At 69.9% G+C, this 22,198-nt stretch carries 20 protein-coding genes and 3 riboswitches; of the genes, 16 read left to right on the plus strand and 4 right to left on the minus strand.

The window, feature by feature from the left end; translation table 11 throughout:
- The gene (locus ACFVKT_RS03955) at positions 1-66 is read right to left on the minus strand and encodes a putative leader peptide (RefSeq protein WP_365443830.1); all 66 of its coding nucleotides are present in this window, start codon (positions 64-66) and stop codon (positions 1-3) included.
- Positions 67-102: 36 nt separating this feature from the next.
- Positions 103-248: riboswitch (SAM riboswitch) on the minus strand.
- Between the two features lie 128 nt (positions 249-376).
- Positions 377-484: riboswitch (SAM riboswitch) on the plus strand.
- A gap of 336 nt (positions 485-820) precedes the next feature.
- Between ACFVKT_RS03955 and ACFVKT_RS03960 the strand changes: the two genes are divergently transcribed.
- The 9 genes from ACFVKT_RS03960 (at position 821) to ACFVKT_RS04000 (ending at position 10,104) form a co-directional block, all read left to right on the plus strand.
- Positions 821-1,825, plus strand: coding sequence for an amino acid ABC transporter permease (locus ACFVKT_RS03960; RefSeq protein WP_385727229.1), 1,005 nt, complete (start codon positions 821-823; stop codon positions 1,823-1,825).
- A complete protein-coding gene (locus tag ACFVKT_RS03965) occupies positions 1,822-2,646 on the plus strand; it encodes an amino acid ABC transporter ATP-binding protein (protein WP_385727231.1) in 825 nt (274 codons plus the stop codon). Before ACFVKT_RS03960 ends, ACFVKT_RS03965 begins: the two co-directional genes overlap by 4 nt.
- A 116-nt stretch (positions 2,647-2,762) precedes the next feature.
- Complete coding sequence (locus ACFVKT_RS03970) at positions 2,763-3,785, plus strand: transporter substrate-binding domain-containing protein (protein WP_385727232.1); 1,023 nt, start codon at positions 2,763-2,765, stop codon at positions 3,783-3,785.
- Between the two features lie 198 nt (positions 3,786-3,983).
- The gene (locus ACFVKT_RS03975; RefSeq protein ID WP_385727233.1) at positions 3,984-4,721 is read left to right on the plus strand and encodes a GNAT family N-acetyltransferase; all 738 of its coding nucleotides are present in this window, start codon (positions 3,984-3,986) and stop codon (positions 4,719-4,721) included.
- Between the two features lie 98 nt (positions 4,722-4,819).
- A riboswitch (SAM riboswitch) is annotated at positions 4,820-4,933 on the plus strand.
- 45 nt (positions 4,934-4,978) lie between these two features.
- Positions 4,979-5,095, plus strand: a complete 117-nt coding sequence (locus ACFVKT_RS03980) for a putative leader peptide (RefSeq protein WP_385727234.1) — start codon at positions 4,979-4,981, stop codon at positions 5,093-5,095.
- Between the two features lie 94 nt (positions 5,096-5,189).
- Positions 5,190-6,416: an LLM class flavin-dependent oxidoreductase gene (locus ACFVKT_RS03985; protein ID WP_385727235.1), complete on the plus strand. Its 1,227-nt coding sequence runs from the start codon at positions 5,190-5,192 to the stop codon at positions 6,414-6,416.
- 18 nt (positions 6,417-6,434) lie between these two features.
- The gene (locus ACFVKT_RS03990) at positions 6,435-7,823 is read left to right on the plus strand and encodes an NtaA/DmoA family FMN-dependent monooxygenase (RefSeq protein ID WP_385727236.1); all 1,389 of its coding nucleotides are present in this window, start codon (positions 6,435-6,437) and stop codon (positions 7,821-7,823) included.
- The gene (locus ACFVKT_RS03995; RefSeq protein WP_385727237.1) at positions 7,820-8,962 is read left to right on the plus strand and encodes an LLM class flavin-dependent oxidoreductase; all 1,143 of its coding nucleotides are present in this window, start codon (positions 7,820-7,822) and stop codon (positions 8,960-8,962) included. Before ACFVKT_RS03990 ends, ACFVKT_RS03995 begins: the two co-directional genes overlap by 4 nt.
- Positions 8,963-8,976: 14 nt before the next feature.
- Positions 8,977-10,104 carry an LLM class flavin-dependent oxidoreductase gene (locus ACFVKT_RS04000; protein WP_385727238.1) on the plus strand — a complete coding sequence of 376 codons (1,128 nt, stop codon included), beginning with the start codon at positions 8,977-8,979 and terminating at the stop codon, positions 10,102-10,104.
- Positions 10,105-10,166: 62 nt separating this feature from the next.
- Here the strand turns inward: ACFVKT_RS04000 and ACFVKT_RS04005 are convergent, their stop codons facing one another.
- The 3 genes from ACFVKT_RS04005 to ACFVKT_RS04015 form a co-directional block, all read right to left on the minus strand.
- Positions 10,167-11,183 (minus strand): hypothetical protein, encoded by a 1,017-nt coding sequence (locus tag ACFVKT_RS04005; protein WP_385727240.1) that lies wholly within the window; start codon positions 11,181-11,183, stop codon positions 10,167-10,169.
- Positions 11,184-11,340: 157 nt separating this feature from the next.
- A complete protein-coding gene (locus ACFVKT_RS04010; protein WP_385728132.1) occupies positions 11,341-12,492 on the minus strand; it encodes a homoserine O-acetyltransferase in 1,152 nt (383 codons plus the stop codon).
- Positions 12,489-13,850 carry a bifunctional o-acetylhomoserine/o-acetylserine sulfhydrylase gene (locus ACFVKT_RS04015; RefSeq protein WP_385727242.1) on the minus strand — a complete coding sequence of 454 codons (1,362 nt, stop codon included), beginning with the start codon at positions 13,848-13,850 and terminating at the stop codon, positions 12,489-12,491. The genes ACFVKT_RS04010 and ACFVKT_RS04015 overlap by 4 nt, the downstream gene beginning before the upstream one ends.
- 968 nt (positions 13,851-14,818) lie before the next feature.
- On the opposite strand from ACFVKT_RS04015, the gene ACFVKT_RS04020 reads away from it, so the two are divergent.
- The 7 genes from ACFVKT_RS04020 to ACFVKT_RS04050 all read left to right on the plus strand — a co-directional run bounded on the left by ACFVKT_RS04020 (position 14,819) and on the right by ACFVKT_RS04050 (position 22,194).
- A complete protein-coding gene (locus tag ACFVKT_RS04020; RefSeq protein WP_385727244.1) occupies positions 14,819-15,847 on the plus strand; it encodes an isopenicillin N synthase family dioxygenase in 1,029 nt (342 codons plus the stop codon).
- Positions 15,844-17,154, plus strand: a complete 1,311-nt coding sequence (locus ACFVKT_RS04025; protein WP_385727246.1) for an O-acetylhomoserine aminocarboxypropyltransferase/cysteine synthase family protein — start codon at positions 15,844-15,846, stop codon at positions 17,152-17,154. Before ACFVKT_RS04020 ends, ACFVKT_RS04025 begins: the two co-directional genes overlap by 4 nt.
- Before the next feature lie 74 nt (positions 17,155-17,228).
- Positions 17,229-18,779 carry an ABC transporter substrate-binding protein gene (locus tag ACFVKT_RS04030; protein WP_385727248.1) on the plus strand — a complete coding sequence of 517 codons (1,551 nt, stop codon included), beginning with the start codon at positions 17,229-17,231 and terminating at the stop codon, positions 18,777-18,779.
- A gap of 7 nt (positions 18,780-18,786) precedes the next feature.
- The gene (locus ACFVKT_RS04035; RefSeq protein WP_385727250.1) at positions 18,787-19,737 is read left to right on the plus strand and encodes an ABC transporter permease; all 951 of its coding nucleotides are present in this window, start codon (positions 18,787-18,789) and stop codon (positions 19,735-19,737) included.
- Positions 19,734-20,615, plus strand: a complete 882-nt coding sequence (locus ACFVKT_RS04040) for an ABC transporter permease (protein WP_385727252.1) — start codon at positions 19,734-19,736, stop codon at positions 20,613-20,615. Before ACFVKT_RS04035 ends, ACFVKT_RS04040 begins: the two co-directional genes overlap by 4 nt.
- Positions 20,612-21,406, plus strand: a complete 795-nt coding sequence (locus ACFVKT_RS04045) for an ATP-binding cassette domain-containing protein (RefSeq protein WP_385727254.1) — start codon at positions 20,612-20,614, stop codon at positions 21,404-21,406. Before ACFVKT_RS04040 ends, ACFVKT_RS04045 begins: the two co-directional genes overlap by 4 nt.
- Positions 21,403-22,194, plus strand: a complete 792-nt coding sequence (locus ACFVKT_RS04050) for an ABC transporter ATP-binding protein (protein WP_385727256.1) — start codon at positions 21,403-21,405, stop codon at positions 22,192-22,194. The genes ACFVKT_RS04045 and ACFVKT_RS04050 overlap by 4 nt, the downstream gene beginning before the upstream one ends.
- The last annotated feature ends 4 nt before the right edge of the window (positions 22,195-22,198 follow it).

Genomic DNA, 22,198 nt, shown 5'->3' on the forward strand with positions numbered 1-22,198 from the left:
CTAGTAGGCGCTGGAGACACGCAACAGATCGATGTGCAGGCGCCTCGTCAAACCGCTGTTGGCCATTCCCACCTGTCCCACACTCGGGGCTCGCGAGACGCGAGACCACGCTTGTCCCGCCGCACCGGCGGAACCCGGTCGTCACCCGGGGCACCCCGTCGCGGTGGAAGGGTTGCCTGCCAGCGAGCCGGGGCCGATGACCCGACAGACAGGAGAAACCTGCCCGAAGGGCGCTGACAATCGTGACCGTCCCCGTCAGTGTCGGTGCGCTCCGTGAGGCCGTCAAGAAGGCCTCCGGCGCAGTCTCACCAGGTGGTCATCCGGTCCGCGGCCGTTGACTTTCGATTCTGGGCGTGGCTACCTTTTGCCGCAGATCGGTCATGAGTGTCAGCGTCAAGCCCTGGCTTGCTGGCCGGCAACCCTCGCGTCGCGGTGGGGTGCCCCAGGTGACGACCGGACCGGAACATTTCGGTAAGCGCGAGGCTCCACGAGCCGGAGAAGCAACGGTGACGTCGATGCACACAACTCAGGGGACGGCCGCATGGCGGCGCCTCAGGGGTGTCCGGCTGTGCGCGAACCGTTCTGTCGATCTGCTCCGCGTCAACAGCGCGCTCTGTAGCGCTTCGTGCCACGCCCTCTGTCAGGGCTGACGGCTTTCTGAATCCTTGACGACCGCCTCTGTCGCGGTCGTCCCCTTCCCCGCCCCGCTCAGCCCCCGTTCCGCGCGCCCCCGCGTGCTTCGTTCCGCAGAGCCTTCCCGGCTCAGGCGTGCCGTGGCCGTATCCGTGGTCCGGGCTGTCCGATTCCGCTGGAGTCCCCTATGAGCCCAAAACCCGGCTTTGCCGTGTCTTCCGGATCAGCGCCACCGGCCGGGGCGCCGCCCCGCCCCGACTCCTCTTCCCCACCAGGCCCGTTGGCGGCTCAGCGGGTCCTGCCGCTGCGTCGGCCGGGCCGCTGGATCATCACGGCCGTCGTGCTGGTGCTGGTTGCCCAGATCGGGCACGGACTCGTGTCCAATCCGTTCTTCCAATGGGGCCGCTTCGGATACTGGTTCCTTCGGCCGACGATCCTCGACGGTCTGCTCATCACCCTCGAAGTGACGGCGTACAGCGCCGTGCTGGGACTGCTCGGCGGGATCCTGCTCGCGCTGGCAAGGCTCTCGCGAAGCCCGGTGCTGCGTGCCGTCAGCTGGGTCTACATATGGCTGTTCCGATCGGTGCCGCTGATCGTGGTCCTGCTGTTCCTCTACAACTTCAGTGCGCTCTACAAGACGCTGAGCCTCGGTGTGCCGTTCGGCCCCGCCTTCTTCTCCTTCGACGAGTCCCGGCTCGCCACCGACATGGTCGTCGCGGTCATCGGACTGAGCCTCAATGAGGCGGCCTACGCCGCCGAAGTGGTGCGCGGCGGCATCCTCTCGGTCGACCAGGGCCAGCACGAGGCAGCCTCCGCACTCGGTCTGCCGAAGGGCTACCAGTTCACGAAAATCGTCTTCCCACAGGCGCTGCGGTCCATCACCCCCAACTACGTCAACCAGCTGATAGGCCTGATCAAGGGCACTTCGCTGGTCTTCTACGTGTCGCTCCTCGACCTGTTCGGGTCGGTGCAGAGCATGGGCAGCACCTACCCGGGCGACATCGTGCCGCTGCTGCTGGTCGCCACTGTCTGGTACTTGATCCTGACCAGCGTCGTGTCCGTCATCCAGTTCTACGTCGAGCGGTACTACTCGCGGGGCGCGCTGCGCACCCTTCCGCCGACTCCGTTGCAGAAGGTGCGGACCGGGCTGCGTGACCTGCGGGCCCGGGTCAGGAAGGAGGCGGCGATATGACCACCGACCCGCTCGGGACACGCCCGGCCGCCGTCGAGGTCCACGACGTGCACAAGTGGTACGGCACCCATCGGGTACTGGACGGCGTCGACTTGACGGTCAGGCCCGGTGAGGTCACGGTGATCCTCGGACCGTCCGGCTCCGGCAAGTCGACCCTCCTGCGGGTGATCAACCACCTGGAGAAGCCCGAGATCGGGCATGTCAGCTTGAACGGCGAGCTGATCGGCGTACGTCGGCACGGCAAGCGCAGCGCGACGGGGGTCCCCCCGGCCGAAGGCTGGGGGAGGCTCAAGGAGCTGAGCGAGCGGGCGATCCTGGCTCAGCGCAGCCGGATCGGCTTCGTCTTCCAGAACTTCAACCTGTTTCCGCATCTGACGGTGCTGGACAACGTGGCGGCCGCCCCGGTCGCGACCGGCCTGCTGAAGAAGCCCGAGGCCGAGAAGCTTGGGCGCGAACTGCTCGACCGGGTGGGACTGCACGACAAGACCGACGCCTATCCACGCCAGTTGTCGGGCGGTCAGCAGCAGCGGGTGGCCATCGCGCGCGCCCTCGCCCTGCGGCCCGGAGTGATCCTCTTCGACGAACCCACCTCCGCGCTCGACCCCGAACTGGTCGGTGAGGTGCTGGAGGTCATCAAGGACCTGGCCGCCGGTGGCACCACTCTCGTCATCGTCACCCACGAGATCGGCTTCGCCCGTGAGATCGCCGACCAGGTCGTCTTCATGGACGGCGGCCGGATCGTCGAACAGGGCTCGCCCGCCGAGGTGCTCGACCACCCGAAGAACGAACGGACCAGGGACTTTCTGAGCAAGGTGCTCTGATCCCTCCGGCCGTTTCCCTGCCCCCCGCTCACCCTCTTGACCCGCGACCCGCCGCCGGGTTCGCCCCCCACACACACCGCACCTCACCACATCCGCTCACCGAACAAGGAAAAGCCATGCGTACCCTCCGTTTCCGAAGCAGGCTCCTTCGCGGTCTCACCGCGGGCACCGCCGTCGTCACTCTCGCCACCGGGCTCGCGGCGTGCGGGGGTGACAGCGACGCGGCCACCAAGACCGACGCAGAGACCGGGACGGTCACCGTGGGCGCACTGTCCAACGGTGCCGCGAAGCAGACCGACCTCAAGGTGTCCGAGGTCCCGTCCATCAGCGCCGAACTGCCCAAGTCGGTCTCCGAGAGCGGCAAACTGGTCATCGGAGTCGGCGCACTGCCCGCCGGGGGCCCGCCGCTGGCGTATGTGGGCGATGACCAGAAGACCCTCACCGGCGCCGAGCCCGACCTCGGCAAGCTGGTCGCCGCGGTCCTCGGACTGCAGCCCGAGGTGAAGAACTCGACCTGGGAGAACCTGTTCGTCGGCATCGACAGCGGCAAGGTCAACGTCGCCTTCTCCAATGTCACCGACACCGAGGAGCGCAAGGCGAAGTACGAGTTCGCCTCCTACCGCCAGGACAACCTCTCCTTCGAGGTGCTGAAGAGCAGCACGTGGAACTTCGACGACAACTACGAGAACCTGGCAGGCAAGACCATCGCGGTGGGCGCGGGAACCAATCAGGAGAAGATCCTGCTGGAGTGGAAGGCGAAACTGGAGAAGGAGGGCAAGACGCTCGACGTCAAGTACTACCCGGACGGCAACGGCACGTATCTGGCGCTGTCCAGCGGGAAGATCGACGCCTACTTCGGGCCCAACCCGGGCATCGCCTACCACATCACCCAGGTCGCGAAGACCACCAACCCGACGCGTAATGCGGGCAAGTTCTCCGGCGCGGGTGAGACGCTCCAGGGGCTGATCGCGGCGACGGCGAAGAAGGGCAGCGGGCTGGCCCAGCCGATCTCCGACGCGATCAACTACCTGATCAAGAACGGTCAGTACGCCAAGTGGCTCGCCGCCTGGAACCTCTCCAACGAGGCCGTGAGCACCTCGCAGGTCAACCCGCCCGGTCTGCCGCTCGACAACTCCTGACGATCCGTCAAATCTCCTGGCCGACGCAGGATTCCGCCGCCGCGACAACGCCGCCGACAACAACGACGGTCGCCACGACTCGACTCGACTCGACTCGACTCGACTCGTCACGTCGTTGTCGGCGGCGGAACGCCTGCCGCGGCCAGGGTTTCACCCCCGAAGATGACCCCGTTCCCGTTACGGAGATCCAACACCGTCATGGTCACCAGTGTCCGTCCGACATCGTCGCAGAGCCCGACGGCATCCCACATCCTGGACAACGCTTCCTGGGCCGCGCTGACCGGTCCGCATGCTTCGTTCGCCGAGCGCCTGGGCCGCGCCGCCCGCTACCCCAGAGACGTCTCCCCGTTCACCGGCCTGGCCGACCCGGCCGATCCCCGCGCCTGGTCCGACCTGGCCGCACTGGTCGGACCAGGAACCGAAGTCCCGGTGTCGGGGGTCGAGGCCGTTCCCGACGGCTGGGACATCGTGCGGCGGGGCGAGGGCGTGCAACTGGTGGACACCGCGCTGCGCACCGAATCCGCTCCCGAAGCCGTGCTGCTCGGCCTCGACGACGTACCGGAGATCCTGGAACTGATCGCCTTGACGGAGCCGGGCCCTTTCCTGCCGCGCACGGTCGAACTCGGCACCTACCTCGGGGTTCGCCACTGTGGACGCCTCATCGCCATGGCCGGCGAACGGCTGCGTCCGCCGGGCTGGACGGAGATCAGCGCGGTCTGCACCCACCCGGAACACCGGGGTCAGGGGCTGGCCACCCGGCTTGTACGCGCGGTCGCGGCAGGCATCAGGGAACGTGGGGACATCCCCTTCCTGCACGCCTCCGCCACCAACACCGGCGCTATCCGGCTCTACGAGTCGATCGGCTTCACCTTGCGCCGCCGGAGGAACTTCCTGCTTGTCCGAACTCCGGGCGCCGGGTCGGAACAGACGGAGTAGCCGCGTGGTTGTCCCTGCTGAGGACGCACGGCGGTGTGAGCACGACCATGATCCCCGGGCATTGCGCAGCGCTGTGGCCTCCCGTAACGTCCCCAGCAGGTTATGAGCGTCAGCGTCAAGCCCTGGCTTGCTGACCGGCAACCCTCCTCCGCGGCGGGGTGCTCCAGGTGACGACCAGGCGGTTCCCGTCCCGGGTTCCGCAAGCGCGATGCCGGCGGCCTCCAGACCGCCGAGCCGGAAGGGCGGAGGTGACGGACATGCAGCCCGTGCCCCGTCTCCGTGTCCTGGTTCTCGCCCCGCGCCGTCGCGTGCACCTCTACTCCCGGCCGCACATCGACCTTCAGCGCGTGGCCGGCGCGCTCTGTCGTCCCTGACCTGTCACCCCGCCGCCGCACCCTCCCAGTGGAGGCCCGGCGATCTCACACGGTCGATCAGGAAGGCACCACTTTCGTGTCCTCGTCAACGTCGTTGCCCTCATCCTCTTCCTCTCCCGCCGCACTGCACCTGGCCGTCGCCCTCGACGGCGCGGGCTGGCACCCGGCCGCCTGGCGCGATCCGGTGGCCCGCCCCCATGATCTGTTCACCGCCTCGTACTGGACCGACCTGATCACCGAGGCCGAGCGCGGCCTGCTCGACTTCGTGACCATCGAGGACAGCCTCGGCCCGCAGTCCGCGCGCCTCAGCGAACCGGACGCACGCACCGACCAGGTACGCGGCCGACTCGACGCCGTCCTCATCGCGGCCCGTGTCGCGCCGCTGACCAGCCACATAGGGCTGGTGCCGAGCGTGGTGACCACACACACGGAGCCCTTCCACATATCCAAGGCCATCGCCACCCTCGACTATGTGAGCACCGGCCGCGCGGGCTTGCGCGTGCAGGCCTCCGCACGGCAGAACGAGGCCGCTCACTTCGGACGCCGGACGTTCCCGAAGCTCCGTATCGAAGACCTGGAGACACCGGCCCTGCAGAAGTTGATCGTCGATCTCTTCGACGAGACCGCCGAGTACGTCGAAGCGGTGCGCCGGCTGTGGGACAGCTGGGAGGACGACGCGGAGATCCGGGACGTCACCACCGGCCGCTTCGTCGACCGCGACAAACTGCACTACATCGACTTCGAGGGCAAGCACTTCAGCGTCAAGGGCCCCTCCATCACACCCCGTCCGCCGCAGGGCCAGCCCCTGGTCAGCGCCCTGGCCCACGAGTCCACGACGGGCGCGCCGTTCCGGCTGCTCGCTCGCAGCACCGACATCGGATACGTCACTCCGCACGATGTCGAGGAGGCGCGTGCCATCGTCGCCGCGGTCCGCACCGAACAGGAGGCGGCCGGACGCGCCGAGGAGCCGCTGCACCTCTTCGGCGACCTGGTGGTGTTCCTGGACAACGACCCCGCCGCCGCGGAGGACCGGCGGGAGCGACTCGACGCCCTCGCGGGTTACCCGTACACCAGCGACGCCCGGGTGTTCACCGGCACTCCCGTACAACTGGCCGACCTGCTCCAGGAGTTGCAGGAGTCCGGGCTCGCCGGCTTCCGGCTGAGGCCGGCCGTTGCCGGGCACGACCTCCCGGCGATCACGCGGGGCCTGGTCCCCGAGCTCCAGCGCCGCGACGCCTTCCGGCACTCCTACGAGGCCGACACCCTGCGCGGGCTGCTCGGGCTCGCCCGCCCCGCCAACCGCTACGCCGCCCACGTCTGAGCCGGAGGGACCTCACCCATGAGCAAGTCAACGGACAAGCCGCTCAAGCAGATCCACCTCGCGGCGCACTTCCCCGGCGTCAACAACACCACCGTGTGGAGCGACCCCGAGGCCGGCAGCCACATCGAGTTCAGCTCCTTCGCGCACTTCGCGCGGACCGCCGAACGCGCCAAGTTCGACTTCCTGTTCCTCGCCGAAGGCCTGCGGCTGCGCGAACAGGGCGGCCAGATCTACGACTTGGACGTCGTCGGACGGCCAGACACCTTCACCATCCTCAGCGCACTCGCGGCCGTCACCGAACACCTCGGTCTGACCGGCACCATCAACTCCACGTTCAACGAGCCCTACGAGGTGGCCCGTCAGTTCGCGAGCCTCGACCACCTCTCCGGCGGGCGCGCCGCCTGGAACGTCGTCACCTCCTGGGACGCCTTCACCGGCGAGAACTTCCGCCGCGGCGGCTTCCTCCCGAAGGACGAGCGGTACTCCCGGGCCAAGGAGTTCCTCGCCACCACCAACGAACTGTTCGACTCCTGGCACGGGGACGAGATCGTCGCCGACCAGGGCAGCGGCACCTTCCTGCGGGACGCGCAGGCCGGAGCCTTCGTGCACAAGGGACAGCACTTCGACATCGAGGGGCAGTTCAACGTGCCGCGCAGCCCGCAGGGCCGCCCGGTCATCTTCCAGGCCGGAGACTCCGACGAAGGACGCGAGTTCGCCGCCGCCGGCGCGGACGCGATCTTCAGCCGGTACAGCACGCTCAAGGAAGGCCAGGCCTTCTACACGGACGTCAAGGGCCGCCTCGCCCGGCACGGCCGCACCCACGACCAGCTGCTGATCCTGCCCGCCGCCACCTTCGTCCTCGGTGACACGGACGCCGAGGCGGAGGAGATCTCCCGCGAGGTACGGCGCCAGCAGGTCAGCGGCGCCACCGCCATCAAGCACCTCGAGTTCGTCTGGAACCGGGACCTGTCCGCGTACGACCCGGAAGGCCCGCTTCCGGACATCGATCCGGACCCGGGCGAGCACACCATCGCCCGAGGCCGCGCCCAGGTGCGGATGTACCGTGACCCGCTGGCTACCGCCCGGGAATGGCGTGAGCGCGCGGCCGCCAACAACTGGTCCATCCGCGACCTCGTCATCGAGACCGGCAACCGTCAGTCGTTCGTCGGTTCCCCGGCCACCGTCGCCGAGACCATCAACGAATTCGTCCAGGCGGACGCCAGCGACGGCTTCATCCTCGTCCCGCACATCACTCCGGGCGGCCTCGACGGCTTCGCCGACACCGTCGTCCCGCTGCTCCAGGAGCGCGGCGTCTTCCGCACGGAGTACGAGGGCACCACTCTGCGCGACCACCTGGGCCTGGCCCACCCCGACGCGGACGCGTCTGCGGAACGAGCCGCGTCATGAAGTTCCTCGCCATCACCCTGATCGTGCATGCGCCGGACCCGGTGACCGGCGTTCAGAAACCGACCAACGCGCGCTTTCGCGAGGTCATCGACAACGCCCTGCTGGCCGAGGAGTTGGGCTTCGACGGCTTCGGCGTGGGGGAGCGGCACGAGAGGCCGTTCATCTCCTCCTCGCCGCCCGTCGTCCTCAGCCACATCGCCGCCCTCACCTCCCGCATCCGCCTGTTCACAGCGGTCACCACGCTCAGCCTCCTCGACCCGGTGCGCGCGTACGAGGACTACGCGACCCTGGATCATCTGTCGGGCGGGCGGCTTGAGTTGATCATCGGCAAGGGCAACGGCACCGCCCAGCGGGAGCTGTTCCACGTCACGCCCGAGGACCAGTGGGAGCGCAACGCCGAGGGTTACGAGGTGTTCCGGCAGATCTGGCGGCAGGACAAGGTGACCGCCGCGACCCGCTTCCGCCCCGAGCTGCATGAGGCCGAGGTGTGGCCCCGGCCGTTCCAGCAGCCCGTCCGGGTCTGGCACGGCAGCGCGACGAGCAAGGAGTCGGTGGACCTCGCCGCCCGCTACGGCGATCCGCTGTTCTCGGCGAACGTCACCAACCCCATAGAGCCGTATGCCGAGTTGATCCGCTACTACCGGGAGCGCTGGGAGCACTACGGCCACGACCCGGCACGGATCACGGTCGGTGCCGGATCGGCCGGCTACCACGCGGCCCGTACGTCGCAGGAGGCGATTGCCGCCTACCGGCCCGTCTTCGAGGGGCAGTTGGCGTTCCAGAAGAGACTCGGCCTGGAACCGGTGTTCCCGACTCTGGAGGACTTCGTGGAGCGCAGCTCGGCGCTGATCGGCAGCCCCCAGCAGGTGATCGAGAAAGTGCACCGCTACCACGAGCAGTTCGGGCACACCGTGCTGCACCTGCACGCCGACGCGAGCGGGCTGACCGGAGACCGCCACCGCGCCTCCCTCGAACTCTTCCAGTCCGACATCGCGCCCGTGTTGCGACGGGAGATCCCCGATCCGCCGTTCGCGTGGGGCCCGGTGTTCGCGGAACCGTCGGCGGGCACGAGTGCAACTGAGCCCGCGTCAGCACCCGAGTCCGTATCAGAGCGCGTGTCCGCGCCCGCCGACCGCTGAGGAGCACTGTTCTCATGTCCGACATCCCCCTCGGCGTCCTCGACCTCGTCCCGGTCTCGTCCGGCTCCACCGCGGCCGAGGCGCTGCGCAACTCCATCGACCTGGCCCGGCGGGCGGAGCAGTTCGGGTACGCCCGCTACTGGTTCGCCGAGCATCACCTGAACCCGGGTGTGGCCGGCACCTCGCCTGCGGTCGTCCTCGCCCTGACCGCCTCCGCGACCTCGACGATCAGGCTCGGCTCCGGCGCCGTACAGCTCGGTCACCGCACCGCGCTGTCCACCGTCGAGGAGTTCGGCCTGATCGACGCGCTGCACCCCGGGCGCCTCGACCTGGGGCTCGGCCGCTCCGGCGGTCGCCCGCCGGCCGGGCCCACGGCGCCGCTTCCGACGGCCACCCCGGTCGTCGACGGCCTTGCCCCGAACGGGCTGCGGATCCCACCGCGGTTCTCCTTCGAGCACCTGCTCGGCTCACCCCGCGTCGCCCTCCAGATCAAGCTGCTCAAGCAGCCGAACGCCGAGTCACAGGACTACGGCGAGCAGATCGACGACATCCTCGCGCTGCTGGCGGGGACCTACCGATCCGCGGACGGCGTCGAGGCGCACGTCGTCCCCGGCGAGGGCGCCGACGTACAGGTGTGGATCCTGGGCAGCAGCGGGGGAGAGAGCGCCGAGGTCGCGGGCCGCAACGGCCTGCGGTTCGCGGCGAACTACCACGTCAGCCCAGGGACGGTGCTGGAGGCGGCGGACGGGTACCGGGCGGCGTTCCAGCCGTCCGAGGTACTCGACAAGCCGTACGTCAGTGTCTCCGCGGACGTCGTCGTCGCCGAGGACGACAGCACCGCCCGCGAACTCGCCACCGGCTATGGCGCATGGGTCCGCAGCATCCGTACGGCCGAGGGCGCCATCGCGTTCCCGACTCCGGAGGAAGCGCGCGCCCACACGTGGACCGACAGGGACCGGTCACTGGTCCAGGACCGCATCGACACCCAGTTCGTCGGCTCCCCGGCCAGGGTCGCCGACCAGCTGGAGCAGCTCCAGGAGGCCACCGGCGCCGACGAGTTGCTCATCACCACCATCACCCACGGCCACGCCGACCGGGTGCGCTCCTACGAGCTGCTGGCCGAGGAGTGGCGACGCAGGTGACAAGGCCCGCAATGGGTGTCGGCCCGTCCACTGGACGGGCCGACACCGGGCGGAGACTGCGTTCAGCTTCCGAGGGCGGCGAGGGCGGGCCGGAAACTCGTGGCCGCGCCGGACACCGATCGAGGCGTGGTCCAGCCGGAGCCGTTGAACAGGCTCCACAGGACCTGCTCGCTCTGGGTCTCGCGCCAGGTCATGTACGTCGAGCTGCCGTAGACCGCGAGGGCCGGACCGACGTCGGTGGTCGCGTAGGGGACGACCTGTGGTGTCCTCCAGACGTCGGGGGAGGACGGGTAGGTCTGGCTCCACCAGATGCGCTGGTCACCCGCGATGCCCTTCCACGCCAGGTGTACGCCCCCGCCGGGCGGCGCGGCCAGGGCGACCCCCGCGGAGGTGGCGGCGCCGGGGATCGTCTGCGGGACGGTCCAGGTGTTCTGGCCGGTGGAACCGCCCTGGTACTTGTTCCACCAGACCGCCTGGTCGCCTTCGACGCCCTTCCAGGCCATGTAGGGCTCGCCGTAGCCGATCTTGCGGACCGTCAGGGCCGGGCCGAAGCTGGAGCTGGCGCCGGGGACCGCCTGCGGCGCGGTCCAGCCGCCGTAGTAGCTGTTCCACCAGATCCGCTGGTCTCCCGAACTGCCCTTCCACGCCATGAAGACACCGGCGTAGGGGGCGAGGGCAGGGCCGACGCTGCTCAGGGCGCCGGGTACCGGCTGCGCCCCGGACCACGTGGTGCCGTCGAACCAGTTCCACCAGATCCTCTCGTCGCCCGACACGCCCTTCCACGTCATGAACAGCGGCCCGCCCCCCTGCCCTGCCAGCGCCACTCCGGCGCTGCTGGAGGCGCCGGGGACCGGCTGCGGAGCGCTCCAGCCGTTTCCGCCGTTCTGCAGGCTGTTCCACCAGACCTGCTGGTCGCCCGTGACGCCCTTCCACGCCATGAACGTACTGCCGGCGGGGAGGTCGGTAGTTCCACTGCCGAGTGCCGTTGCGGGGGACGTGAGACTGGCGAGTCCCGCGGCCGCGACGGCTGTCCCGCCCAGACGCAGCATGCTTCTTCGGCTCAACGATTCCTGCGACATTGCCAACTCTCCTGTGCATAGGGAGAACATCGAAGCGTGTGCCGGGCCCTGCTGATCGACTATCGCAGGCGCCCACGTCACGCTGCCAGGACCGTTCCGCTGAGTGGGCCAACCCGGCTTTCCCGACATTCGGAGAGCGGTAAGTCAGGGCGGGGCTTCAGCCGACGAGCTCGCCTACGAGCGCGGCCACTTGCTCCACCTCGATGAGGAAACCGTCGTGACCGTAGGGGGACTCGATCACCCGAAGGCTATCTGCCGTCGGGATGCCCGCGGCCAACTCCGCCTGCTGGGACGGCGGATAGAGGCGGTCGGAGTCGACGCCGGCCACCAGGGTCCTGGCGGTCACCCGGCGCAGGGCGGCGCTCGCTCCGCCGCGGTCCCGGCCGACGTCATGGCTGTTCATCGCCTCGGCCAGCGTGACGTAACTGCCCGCGTCGAAACGGCGTACCAGCTTGGCGGCATGGTGGTCGAGGTAGGACTCGACCTGGTACCGGCCTCCGTTCCAGGGGTCCTCGGTGCCCTGCGGCGAGCGGCCGAAGCGAACCCGCAGTTCCGGCTCGCTGCGGTAGGTGACGTGGGCGAGACGCCGTGCCAGGCCGAGCCCCGAGTGCGGCCCCAGTCCGGGCCCGGCGTCGTGGTAGTCGCCGCCGCGCCAGTGCGGGTCGCTCCGGATGGCGTGCAACTGGATGTTGGCCCAGGCGATCTGCTCCGCGCTCGCCGCGGCCGCGGTGGCGAGCAGCAGAAGGGCGTCCGTGCGCTCCGGATACGACACGGCCCACTCCACGGCACGCATCCCGCCCATGGATCCGCCGATCACCAGGGCCCAGCGGTCGATGCCCAGCGCGTCGGCCAAGTCGGCTTCCACCGCGACCTGGTCACGCTGCGTCAGATAGGGGAAGGCACTGCCCCAGGGGCGTCCGTCGGGCCGCGGTGAGGACGGTCCGGTGCTGCCCTGGCAGCCGCCGAGCACGTTCGGGGCGACGATGAACCAGCGGTCCGTGTCGAGCGCGAGGCCCCGCCCGATGAGCCCGTTCCACCAGCCGGGCGTCGGATGACCGGGCTCGGCGGGTCCGCTGACGTGGCTGTCGCCGGTGAGCGCGTGCAGCACCAGCACGGCGTTGGAGCCGTCCGGCGCCAGCCGGCCCCACGTCTCGAACGCCAGCCGCACGCCCGGCAGTTCACCTCCCGCCTCCAGCGGAACCGGCTTCGCCGGTGTGTGCCACTGCCGGCGTCCCGGCGGGTCCCCCTCCCGCCAGGCCCCGGAGGCCGGCGGGAGGGGAACCGCGGAGGGTGTCGGTACGGTGTTCAGGACGCGCCCTTGGCCGCGCGGAAGCCTGCCTCCAGGTCCGCCTTGAGATCGGCGAGGTTCTCGATGCCGACCGACAGCCGCACCAGACCCGGCGAGGTGCCGGTCGCCGTCAACTGCGCCTCGTCGAGCTGGCTGTGGGTGGTGGACGCAGGATGGATGATGAGGCTGCGTACGTCACCGATGTTGGCGAGATGGCTGAACAGCTCGACGGCGTCGACGAATCGCTTGCCCGCCTCGACACCGTCCCGCAGCTCGAAGGCCAGCACCGCGCCCGCGCCGCGCGGGAGATAGCGCTGCCCCGCCTCGTACCAGCGGTTGGACTGCAGTCCCGGATAGTGGACGGCGGCGACCTCGTCGCGCTGCTCCAGCCACTCGGCCAGGGCCTGGGCGTTGGCGGAGTGCCGCTCGATGCGCAGGCTGAGCGTCTCCACGCCCTGGAGGAGCAGGAACGCGGAGTGCGGCGCGATGGCCGGACCGAGGTCGCGCAGCAGTTGCACCCGCAGCTTGATGGCGAAGGCACCGGGACCGAGCGCCGGCCAGTACTGCAGGCCGTGGTAGCTGGGGTCCGGCTCGGTGAAGTCGGGGAAGCGCTCGGAGTGCGCGCCGAAGTCGAAGGTGCCGCCGTCGACGACGACACCACCGATCGTCGTACCGTGCCCGCCGATGAACTTGGTCGCCGAGTGGACGACGATGTCCGCGCCGTGCTCGATGGGGCGCAGCAGATACGGGGTCGGCACGGTGTTGTCCACGATCAGCGGCACACCCGCCTCGTGGGCCACGTCCGCGACCGCGCGCACATCGAGCACGTTGCCGCGCGGGTTGCCCAGCGTCTCGGCGAACAGCGCCTTGGTGTTGGGCCGGACCGCCGCCTTCCAGGCCTCGAAGTCGTCCGGGTCGTCCACGAAGGACACCTCGATGCCGAACTTCGGAAGGGTGTGGCGGAACAGGTTGTACGTGCCTCCGTAGAGGGAGGTGCTGGACACGATGTGGTCGCCGGAGCTCGCCAGCGTGAGGATCGCGAGGGTCTCGGCGGCCTGCCCGGAGGCGAGCGCCACCGCCGCCACTCCGCCTTCCAGCGCCGCGATCCGCTGTTCGAAGACATCCTGCGTGGGGTTGTGGATGCGGGTGTAGATGTTGCCGGGCTCCGCGAGCGAGAACAGGTTCGCGGCGTGCTCGGTGTCCCGGAAGACGAACGAGGTCGTCTGGTAGATCGGCACCGCCCGCGCCCCGGTCGTCGGGTCCGGCGCGGCACCGGCGTGGATCTGCTTGGTCTCGAACGACCACGCCGAGGTGTCGGGTCCTGCGGGTTCGTCCTCGGGGGTGTGGCCTGCGGTGACGGAGTCGATCGGCTGGCTCATGGTTCTCCCTTGTACGGGGGGGCGCGGGTGCGTCGATATGAGGGTGCGGAGGGTGCGTGAAGTCGCCGCAGGGCCCTGGGCCGCGCCCGGACAGGGCAGCGGACAGCACGGGATGCGGTGGGGATGAGAGCGGAGAAAGGGGTGATCAGGTGCCGGAGCGCGAGGTCAGCTCACGGAGAACGGACAACTCGTGGTGGTGACACGCACGTAGTCAACGTGGCGGCGAGTCACGAGCACGGTCATGCAGCCAGGTAACCACAGATGCCTGGCACGCACCACCATGTCCGGGGGACGGGACAAGGTGTTCGTGGGCCGGGACAACCTGGCTGGGGTACGGATCGGCGTGGCTGGGGGACGGGCCCCCGTGGCTGAGGCGAGGACCCGCGTGGCTGAGGCGAGGACCCGCGTGGCCCGGGCGCGGACCAGCGTGGCCGGGGCACGCACCACCATGGCAGGGGCGCGGGGCGCGGGGCGCGGGGCGCGGGGCGCGGGGCGCGGGGCGGCGGGGCGGCGGGGGCGTGAGGTGTGTGGTGGGGCGGGGCGTGAGGTGTGGGCTGCGAGGCGCAGCGCATAGGGCGGGGGCGGCGGACATGGGGCACGCGAGGCGCGGGCGCGGGGCGCCGGGCGCTGGGCCCTTCAGGACGACGGTCGCCCCGACCCCGCTCCCCCCGCCGTCTCACCCGTCTCACCCGTCGGGACACATGGTGGACGCACCTTTGGTCGTGTGCTTTGATCCGGCCATGGAGTCCACTGGCCAGGCACACACGGTGCTGCTCGACCCGTTCTGGGTGAGCCGCCGCGCCGACCAGTTCGACGAGATCTGTCGCTGACCGCCGTGTAACGGCCCCCGACCCCCGACTGTCCGACCGCTCCCGGCGCACCCCTCTGCCTCCGACTGGCTGATCCCGTACACGCCCGTTGCCACTCAACGCCGCATGCCGGGTTCACTGCCGCCGCGAAGGATTCCCATGGCACAGCCCACCACCCTGCCTGTCATCGACATCTCCCGATTCCGCGCCCCCGACACCGACCGGGCCGCCTTCCTCGCCGAACTCCGGGCAGCCGCCCACGAGGTGGGCTTCTTCTACGTCACCGGGCACGGGGTTTCCCGGTCCGTGCGCGAGGAGGCACTGCGCGCCGCCCGCGCCTTCTTCGCCCTCCCGGAAGACCGGCGGCTGGAGATCGAGAACCTCAACTCACCCCAGTTCAGGGGCTATACGCGCACCGGAACCGAGTACACGGCGGGCAGTGCCGACTGGCGCGAGCAGATCGACATCGGTCCGGAGCGCCAGACCGTCGACACCCGCCCGGGCGACCCCGACTACCTCCGGCTGATCGGACCCAACCAATGGCCCTCCGCCCTGCCGGAGTTGCGTGACATCGTGCTGCGCTGGCAGGCCGAGGCGCTGCGGGTGAGCCGGGAGGTGCTGCGCGCCCTGGCGGCCGCCCTCGGTCAGGACGAGGACTACTTCGACCAGTGGTTCGACGACGAGGCGGCCGTGCACGTCAAGATCGTGCACTATCCGCCGCGCCCCGCCCAGGACGTCGACCAGGGGGTGGGTGCGCACAAGGACTACGGCTATCTCGCCCTGTTGCAGCAGGACGAGGTCGGCGGACTCCAGGTGCAGGATGCGGACGGCGGCTGGATCGACGCCGTACCCGTGTCTGACGCCTTCGTCTTCAACATCGGCGAGATGCTGGAGATCGCAACCCAGGGCTATCTGAAGGCCACCCAGCACCGGGTGATCAGCCCACAGCCGGGCGTGGACCGCTATTCCATCCCCTTCTTCCTGGGCCCCCGGCTGGACGCGGTCGTTAAGGCCCTCCAGCTCCCGCCGGAGCTGGCGGCCCGCACCCGCGGCGTGACCGAGGACCCGGGCAATCCGCTCCTCGCGGCCTTCGGGGAGAACGCCGTGGTCGGCTGGCTCCGCTCGCACCCCCGGGTCGCCGAACGCTGGTGGTCCGACGTCCTGGCGAGGCCGGAGGGGGACCGATGAGCGGTGAGGGAAGCGGCTGGGCGTTCGAGACGCGCCAGGTGCACGCGGGCGCGGTGCCGGACCCGACCACCGGGGCGCGTGCCGTGCCCATCCACCAGACCAGCAGCTATGTCTACCGTGACACCGCACACGCCGCCGCGGCCTTCGAACTCTCCGACCTCACGACACACGCGTACACCCGGTTGTCCAACCCGACCACCGCCGTGGCCGAGGAACGCATCGCTTCCCTCGAAGGCGGCTCGGCGGCCGTCGCCGTGGCCAGCGGCCAGGCCGCGACGGCCCTCGCGCTGCTGAACCTGGCCCGTGTCGGCGACCACATCGTGGCCTCGTCCTCCCTCTACGGAGGCACCCGCACCCTCCTGGAACACACCTTCGCCGACTTCGGTATCACGGTGACCTTCGTCGACGACCCGGACGACCCGGGGGCCTGGCACGCCGCCGTGCGCCCCGACACCAAGGCCTTGTTCGGCGAGAGCATCGGCAACCCGCGCGGCAACGTCCTGGACGTCGAGTCGGTGGCCCGCGTCGCACACGGCGCCGGTGTGCCGCTGGTGATCGACAACACCGTACTCACGCCGTATCTGCTGCGGCCCATCGAGCACGGCGCCGACATCGTCGTGCACTCCACCACCAAGTTCCTGTCCGGGCACGGCACCGGTATCGGCGGGGTCGTCGTCGACAGCGGACGCTTCGACTTCGGTGCGGATCCCGAGCGGTGGCCGGGCCTGACCCGCCCCGATCCGACGTACAACGGGCTGTCCTTCTGGGACTCCTTCTCGGACCTCGGTCTCGCGTACGCGCTGCGCCTGCGCACCCGGCTGGTCCGGGATCTGGGACCGGCCGTCTCACCCTTCAACAGCTTCCTGCTCCTCCAAGGGCTGGAGACACTCAGCCTGCGCATCGAACGGCACGTGGCCAACGCCCAGTTGCTCGCCGAGTGGCTCGAACAGCAGCCGCAGGTGTCGCGGGTGGACTACGCGGGACTGCCCTCCAGTCCCTGGCACGCCGCGGCCAAGCGGTATCTGCCCGGCGGCGCCGGAGCGGTCCTCGCCTTCGAACTCGCGGACGGTCTCGAAGCCGGCCGGCGTTTCGTCGAAGGGGTCCGGCTGTTCAGCCATCTCGCGAACATCGGCGACGTACGCAGTCTCGTCATCCATCCCGCGTCCACCACGCACGCGCAGTTGGACGCCCGTCAGCAGATCGCGGCGGGCGTCACACCGGGTCTGGTGCGGCTGTCGGTCGGCTTGGAAGGCGCCGCCGATCTCATCGCGGACCTCGAAACCGGCCTGAGAGCCGCTGCCCCATGAACTCGGACAACCCCCCGCCGTATCGCACGGAAACCTCCCCCGGCACCGCACAGAACCAAGGAGCACGATCCGCCATGCACCGCAGAACCCTTCTCCGGCTCGCCGCCACCGCAGTACTCGCCGGCCTGACGGCGACCGCCTGTGGTACCGGCGCGACCGACGACTCCGCGAACGCCGGAGAGACCAAGCAGGCCGCCGAGCCCGCGAACATCGACAGGGCCGCCACCGTCGACGTACGGCTCACCCTGGAACCCACCAGCCTCGACATCTCCTCGACGGCGGGCGCCGCGCTCGACCAGATCCTGCTCGACAACATCTACCAGGGCCTGCTCACCCGCGACGAGAACAACAAGGTTGAGCCGAGCCTGGCCACCTCCTTCGACGAGTCGTCCGACGGGCTCACCTACACCTTCCATCTCGCCGAGAACGCCACCTTCCACGACGGCGGCAAGGTCACCGCGGCCGACGCCGTCTGGTCGCTGAAGCAGGTCACCGCGGACGGTTCGACCAACCCGGACGCGGCGGCGCTCGCCTCCGTGCAGACCGTCACCGCCTCGGACGACCACACCGTCGTCATCAAGCTCAGCCACCGTGACAGTGGTTTCACCTGGGCCCTGACGGGACGGGCCGGAATCGTCTTCAAGGAGGGCACTGACTTCTCGACGCTCGCCGGCAAGGAGAACGGCACCGGCCCCTTCAAGCTGCAGACCTGGAAACGCGGTTCCTCCATCACCTTCGTCCGCAACGACGACTACTGGGGCACCAAGGCCAAGGTCGCCAAGGTCGTCTTCCACTACATCAAGGACGACAACGCCGCCAACAACGCCCAGCAGACCGGCCAGACCGATATCGAGGCCGCTGCTCAGTCCGACCTTCTCCAGCCCTTCTCCGACAAGTCCAAGTACACGGTGCTGCGCGGCGACACCACCGACAAGTTCACCCTCGCGTTCAACAACAGCACCGGGCCCACCAAGGACATACGCGTCCGGCAGGCCATTCGCCGGGCCATCGACAACCCCGGCCTCATCAAGGCCCTCGGCGGCGCCGCCAAGCCGGTCGGCGGCCCCATACCGGCCACCGACCCCGGCTACGAGGACCTCACCTCGATCGACGCCTACGACCCGGCGAGCGCCAAGAAGCTTCTCCAGGAGGCCGGTTACGGCGACGGGCTCAAGCTCACGGTCCAGATTCCCAACATCTACCGGACGGAGATCGGCGACTACCTCGCCTCGCAGCTCAAGCAGGTCGGCATCGAACTGACCGTCCGGCAGGTGGAGTTCCAGACCTGGCTCGACGCCGTGTACACCAAGCACGACTACCAGCTCAGCCTCGTCGACCACGCCGAGGCCCGCGACCTGAACAACTTCACCAACCCCGACTACTACTTCGGCTACGACAACGCGGACGTCCAGAAGTGGTACGCCGACGCGCAGACCGCCCCGTCCGACTCCGAGCGCGACGCGCTGCTGAAGAAGGCGGCCCGGCAGATCTCCGAGGACGCCGCCGCCGACTGGCTGTTCGTGAACCAGACCCTCACCGTCGTACGCAGTGGAGTCACCGGCGTGCCGCGCAACTTCACCAGCAGCCGCTACCCCCTCGCGGACCTCGCCGTGGCGAAGCAGTGAGGCCGGCATGACGCTCTATCTGCTGCGCCGGGCAGGGCTGTTGGCGGTCTCCCTGCTCGCCGCCAGCGTGCTGATATTCCTGGTGCTGCGGCTGCTGCCCGGCGATGTCGCCCAGACCATCGGCGGCATCAAGGCCACCCCGGACCAGGTCGCGGCCGTACGCCACGACCTGGGTCTGGACCGTTCGCTCGTCGACCAGTACGGGAGCTGGATCGGCGGAGTGCTGACCGGTGACTTCGGCCGGTCCGTCCTCGACGGCACCTCGGTCTCGGGACAGCTCGCCGAGAAACTCGCCGTGACCGGGCCGCTGGCCGCGGGCGCCGTGCTGCTCGCGCTCGCCTTCGCCGTACCCCTGGGCATCCTCGCCGCCGTCCGCCACAACTCGCGGCTCGGCGGCGTGGTCAACGCCGTGGGGCAGCTCGGCATCGCGCTGCCGACCCTGTGGGTGGGGCTGCTGCTGGTCGTGCTGTTCGCGGTGCAGACCCGGTGGCTGCCCGCGCAGGGTTTCCCGGTGGACGGCTGGGCCGAGCCCGGTCAGGCGGTACGCAGCCTCGTGCTGCCCTGGCTCACGCTCGCCCTGTCCGAGGGCGCCGTGCTGCTCAGGTTCGTACGGTCCGCCGTACTCGACGTACTGCACCAGGACTGGCTGCGCACCGCTCGCGCCAAGGGCCGTACCCGCACCGGCGCACTGCTGCGGCACGGTCTGCGCAACGCGGCGGTCCCGGTGGTTTCGGTGCTCGGCCTGCAGATCGCCGCCCTGGTGGCGGGAGCGGTCGTGGTCGAGCAGGTCTTCGTGCTTCCCGGCGTCGGGCAGATGCTGATCACCGACGTCGGCAACCGGGACCTGGACAAGGTGCAGGGCGAGATCCTGCTCCTCACCGGCGCGGTGCTGGTCATCGGGTTCCTCATCGACCTCGTCCACCGGCTGATCGACCCGCGGCTGCGGGGTGCGGTGTGAGCGCGCCGAGTGTACGAAGGGTTCCCCGGTCCCCGGTTGTCCTGCGGGCGCTGGTCCGCACCCGCAGCGGTCTGGCCGGCCTGATCCTCGTCGGCCTGCTCCTGCTGTCCGCGCTGGTCTCGCTCGTCTGGACTCCGTACGACCCGACCCTCGCCCGTCCCCAGGACAGCTGGCTGCTGCCCTTCTCCGGCGGACACCTGCTCGGCACCGACAGGCTCGGCCGGGACGAGCTGAGCCAGCTCCTCACCGGCGCCCGCGGCACCCTGTGGACCGCCGTGCTCGCGACGGCCATCGCGGCGGTGATCGGCCTGACCCTTGCTCTGTCGGCGGCCCTCGCCCCGCGCTGGATCGGCGCCCCCGTCGTCCAGCTGACCGACGTGCTGATCGCGTTCCCGGTCCTCCTCATCGCGATGATCCTCACGGCTGCGTACGGTGGTTCCACCTGGACCTCGGTCACCGCGATCGGCATCGGGGCGGGCGTCAACATCGCCCGGGTCGCCCGCGCCGAGACGGCCCGGGTCCTGGGCACCGACTACGTACTGGCCGCCCACGCAGCGGGCTCCGGCACCTGGCGCACCGTCCGCAAGCACCTGCTGCCGAACATCGCGCCCACCCTGATCGTGCAGCTCTCGCTGGTGCTCTCCGTGGCGGTCCTCGCCGAAGCCGCCCTGTCCTACCTGGGGTTCGGCACACCACCACCCGCCGTCTCCTGGGGACGCATGCTCAACGAGCAGCAGGAGTACATCACCGCGCGACCGCTCCTCGTCATCTGGCCGGGTATCGCCGTCGTCTGCTCCGTCCTCGGCTTCAACCTCCTTGGCGACGGCCTGCGGGAGGCCACCGATCCGCGCCTGCGGGGTCAGGGGGGCCCGGTATGAGCCTGCTCCGGATCGAGGACCTGACGGTACGGATCGGCGGTACGACAGCGGTCGAGGAGGTCAGCCTCGAACTGCCTCCGGGTGAACGGCTTGCGCTGATCGGCGAGTCGGGGTCCGGGAAGTCCCTCACCGCCCTCGCCGTCATGGGACTCCTCCCGGACGGCGCCGAGGCCACCGGCAGCATCCGGCTCGGCGGCGAGGAGCTCCTCGGCCTCGGCGACCGGGAGCTGTCCAGGCTGCGTGGCGAGCGCCTGGCCATGGTCTTCCAGGAGCCCATGAGCGCACTCAACCCGCTGATGCGGATAGGAAAGCAGCTCACGGAGCCCCTGCGGCTGCACCGCGGTCTGAACCGGCGATCGGCCACTGCCGCCGCCGTCGAACTCGCGGAACAGGTAGGCCTGCCCGACCCGGAACGCCTCGTCCGCTCCTGGCCGCACCAGCTCTCCGGCGGCCAGCGTCAGCGCGTCGGACTGGCCATGGCACTCGCCACCCGCCCGGCCCTGCTCATCGCCGACGAACCCACCACCGCCCTGGACGTCACCGTCCAGGCCGACATGCTCCGCCTGCTCGACGAACTCGTCCAACAGCACGACACCGCACTGCTGTTCATCAGCCATGACCTCGCCGTGGTCAGCCAGGTGTGCCGCCGCGTCGCGGTCCTCAAGGACGGCCGGATCGTCGAGGAGGGCGACGCCGACACCCTCGTACGCGCCCCTCAACACCCCTACACGCAGCGGCTCCTCGAAGCCGCCCGGGCCACCGGATGGGACACCACGGAGGTCGCGCCATGACCGGCCAACCCCTGCTCGAAGCGACCGGCCTGCATCGCAGCTTCCGCCTCCCACGCACGTCGTTGCTCGGCCCGGCCGCCCACCGCCAGGCCGTACAGGACGTCTCCCTCCGGCTGAGGGAAGGCGCAGGCCTCGGCGTCGTGGGCGAGTCCGGGTCCGGGAAGTCGACGCTGGCCCGGCTGCTGCTCGCCCTCGACCGGCCGGACTCCGGAACGGTGCACTACCGGGGCCGCGAGGTACGGCCGGGCCCGCCGCGCCGGCTCACCTGGTTCCGCCGTGAGGTGCAGGTCGTGCTCCAGGACCCGATGGGCTCCCTCGACCCCCGCGCCACCGTGCGCGACATCGTCGCCGAACCGCTGGAGTGCCTGCGGTTGCCGGGCGACCACGACGACCGGGTGGACGAACTCCTGCGCGCCGTCGGCCTGGAGCCGTCCGTGCGCGGCCGCCATCCGCACGAGTTCTCCGGCGGCCAGCGGCAGCGCATCGCCATCGCGCGGGCGCTCGCCCCGGGGCCGAAGGTCCTCGTCGGCGACGAACCGCTGAGCGCCCTCGACGTGTCCGTGCGGGCCCAGATCCTCGCCCTCCTGAACGAACTGGCCGCCGCGTACGGACTGACGCTGCTGCTCGTCTCGCACGACATCGGCGTCGTACGGCATCTGTGTACCGACGTGCTGGTGATGAAGGACGGCCGGGCCGTCGAACAGGGCCCGGCCGCAGAGGTGCTGGCCGATCCCCAACACCCGTACACACGCCGCTTGTTGGCCGCCGTACCCCGGCTGCCCGCATGACCGG

Source organism: Streptomyces sp. NPDC127595 (assembly GCF_042671685.1).
Lineage (GTDB): Bacteria > Actinomycetota > Actinomycetes > Streptomycetales > Streptomycetaceae > Streptomyces.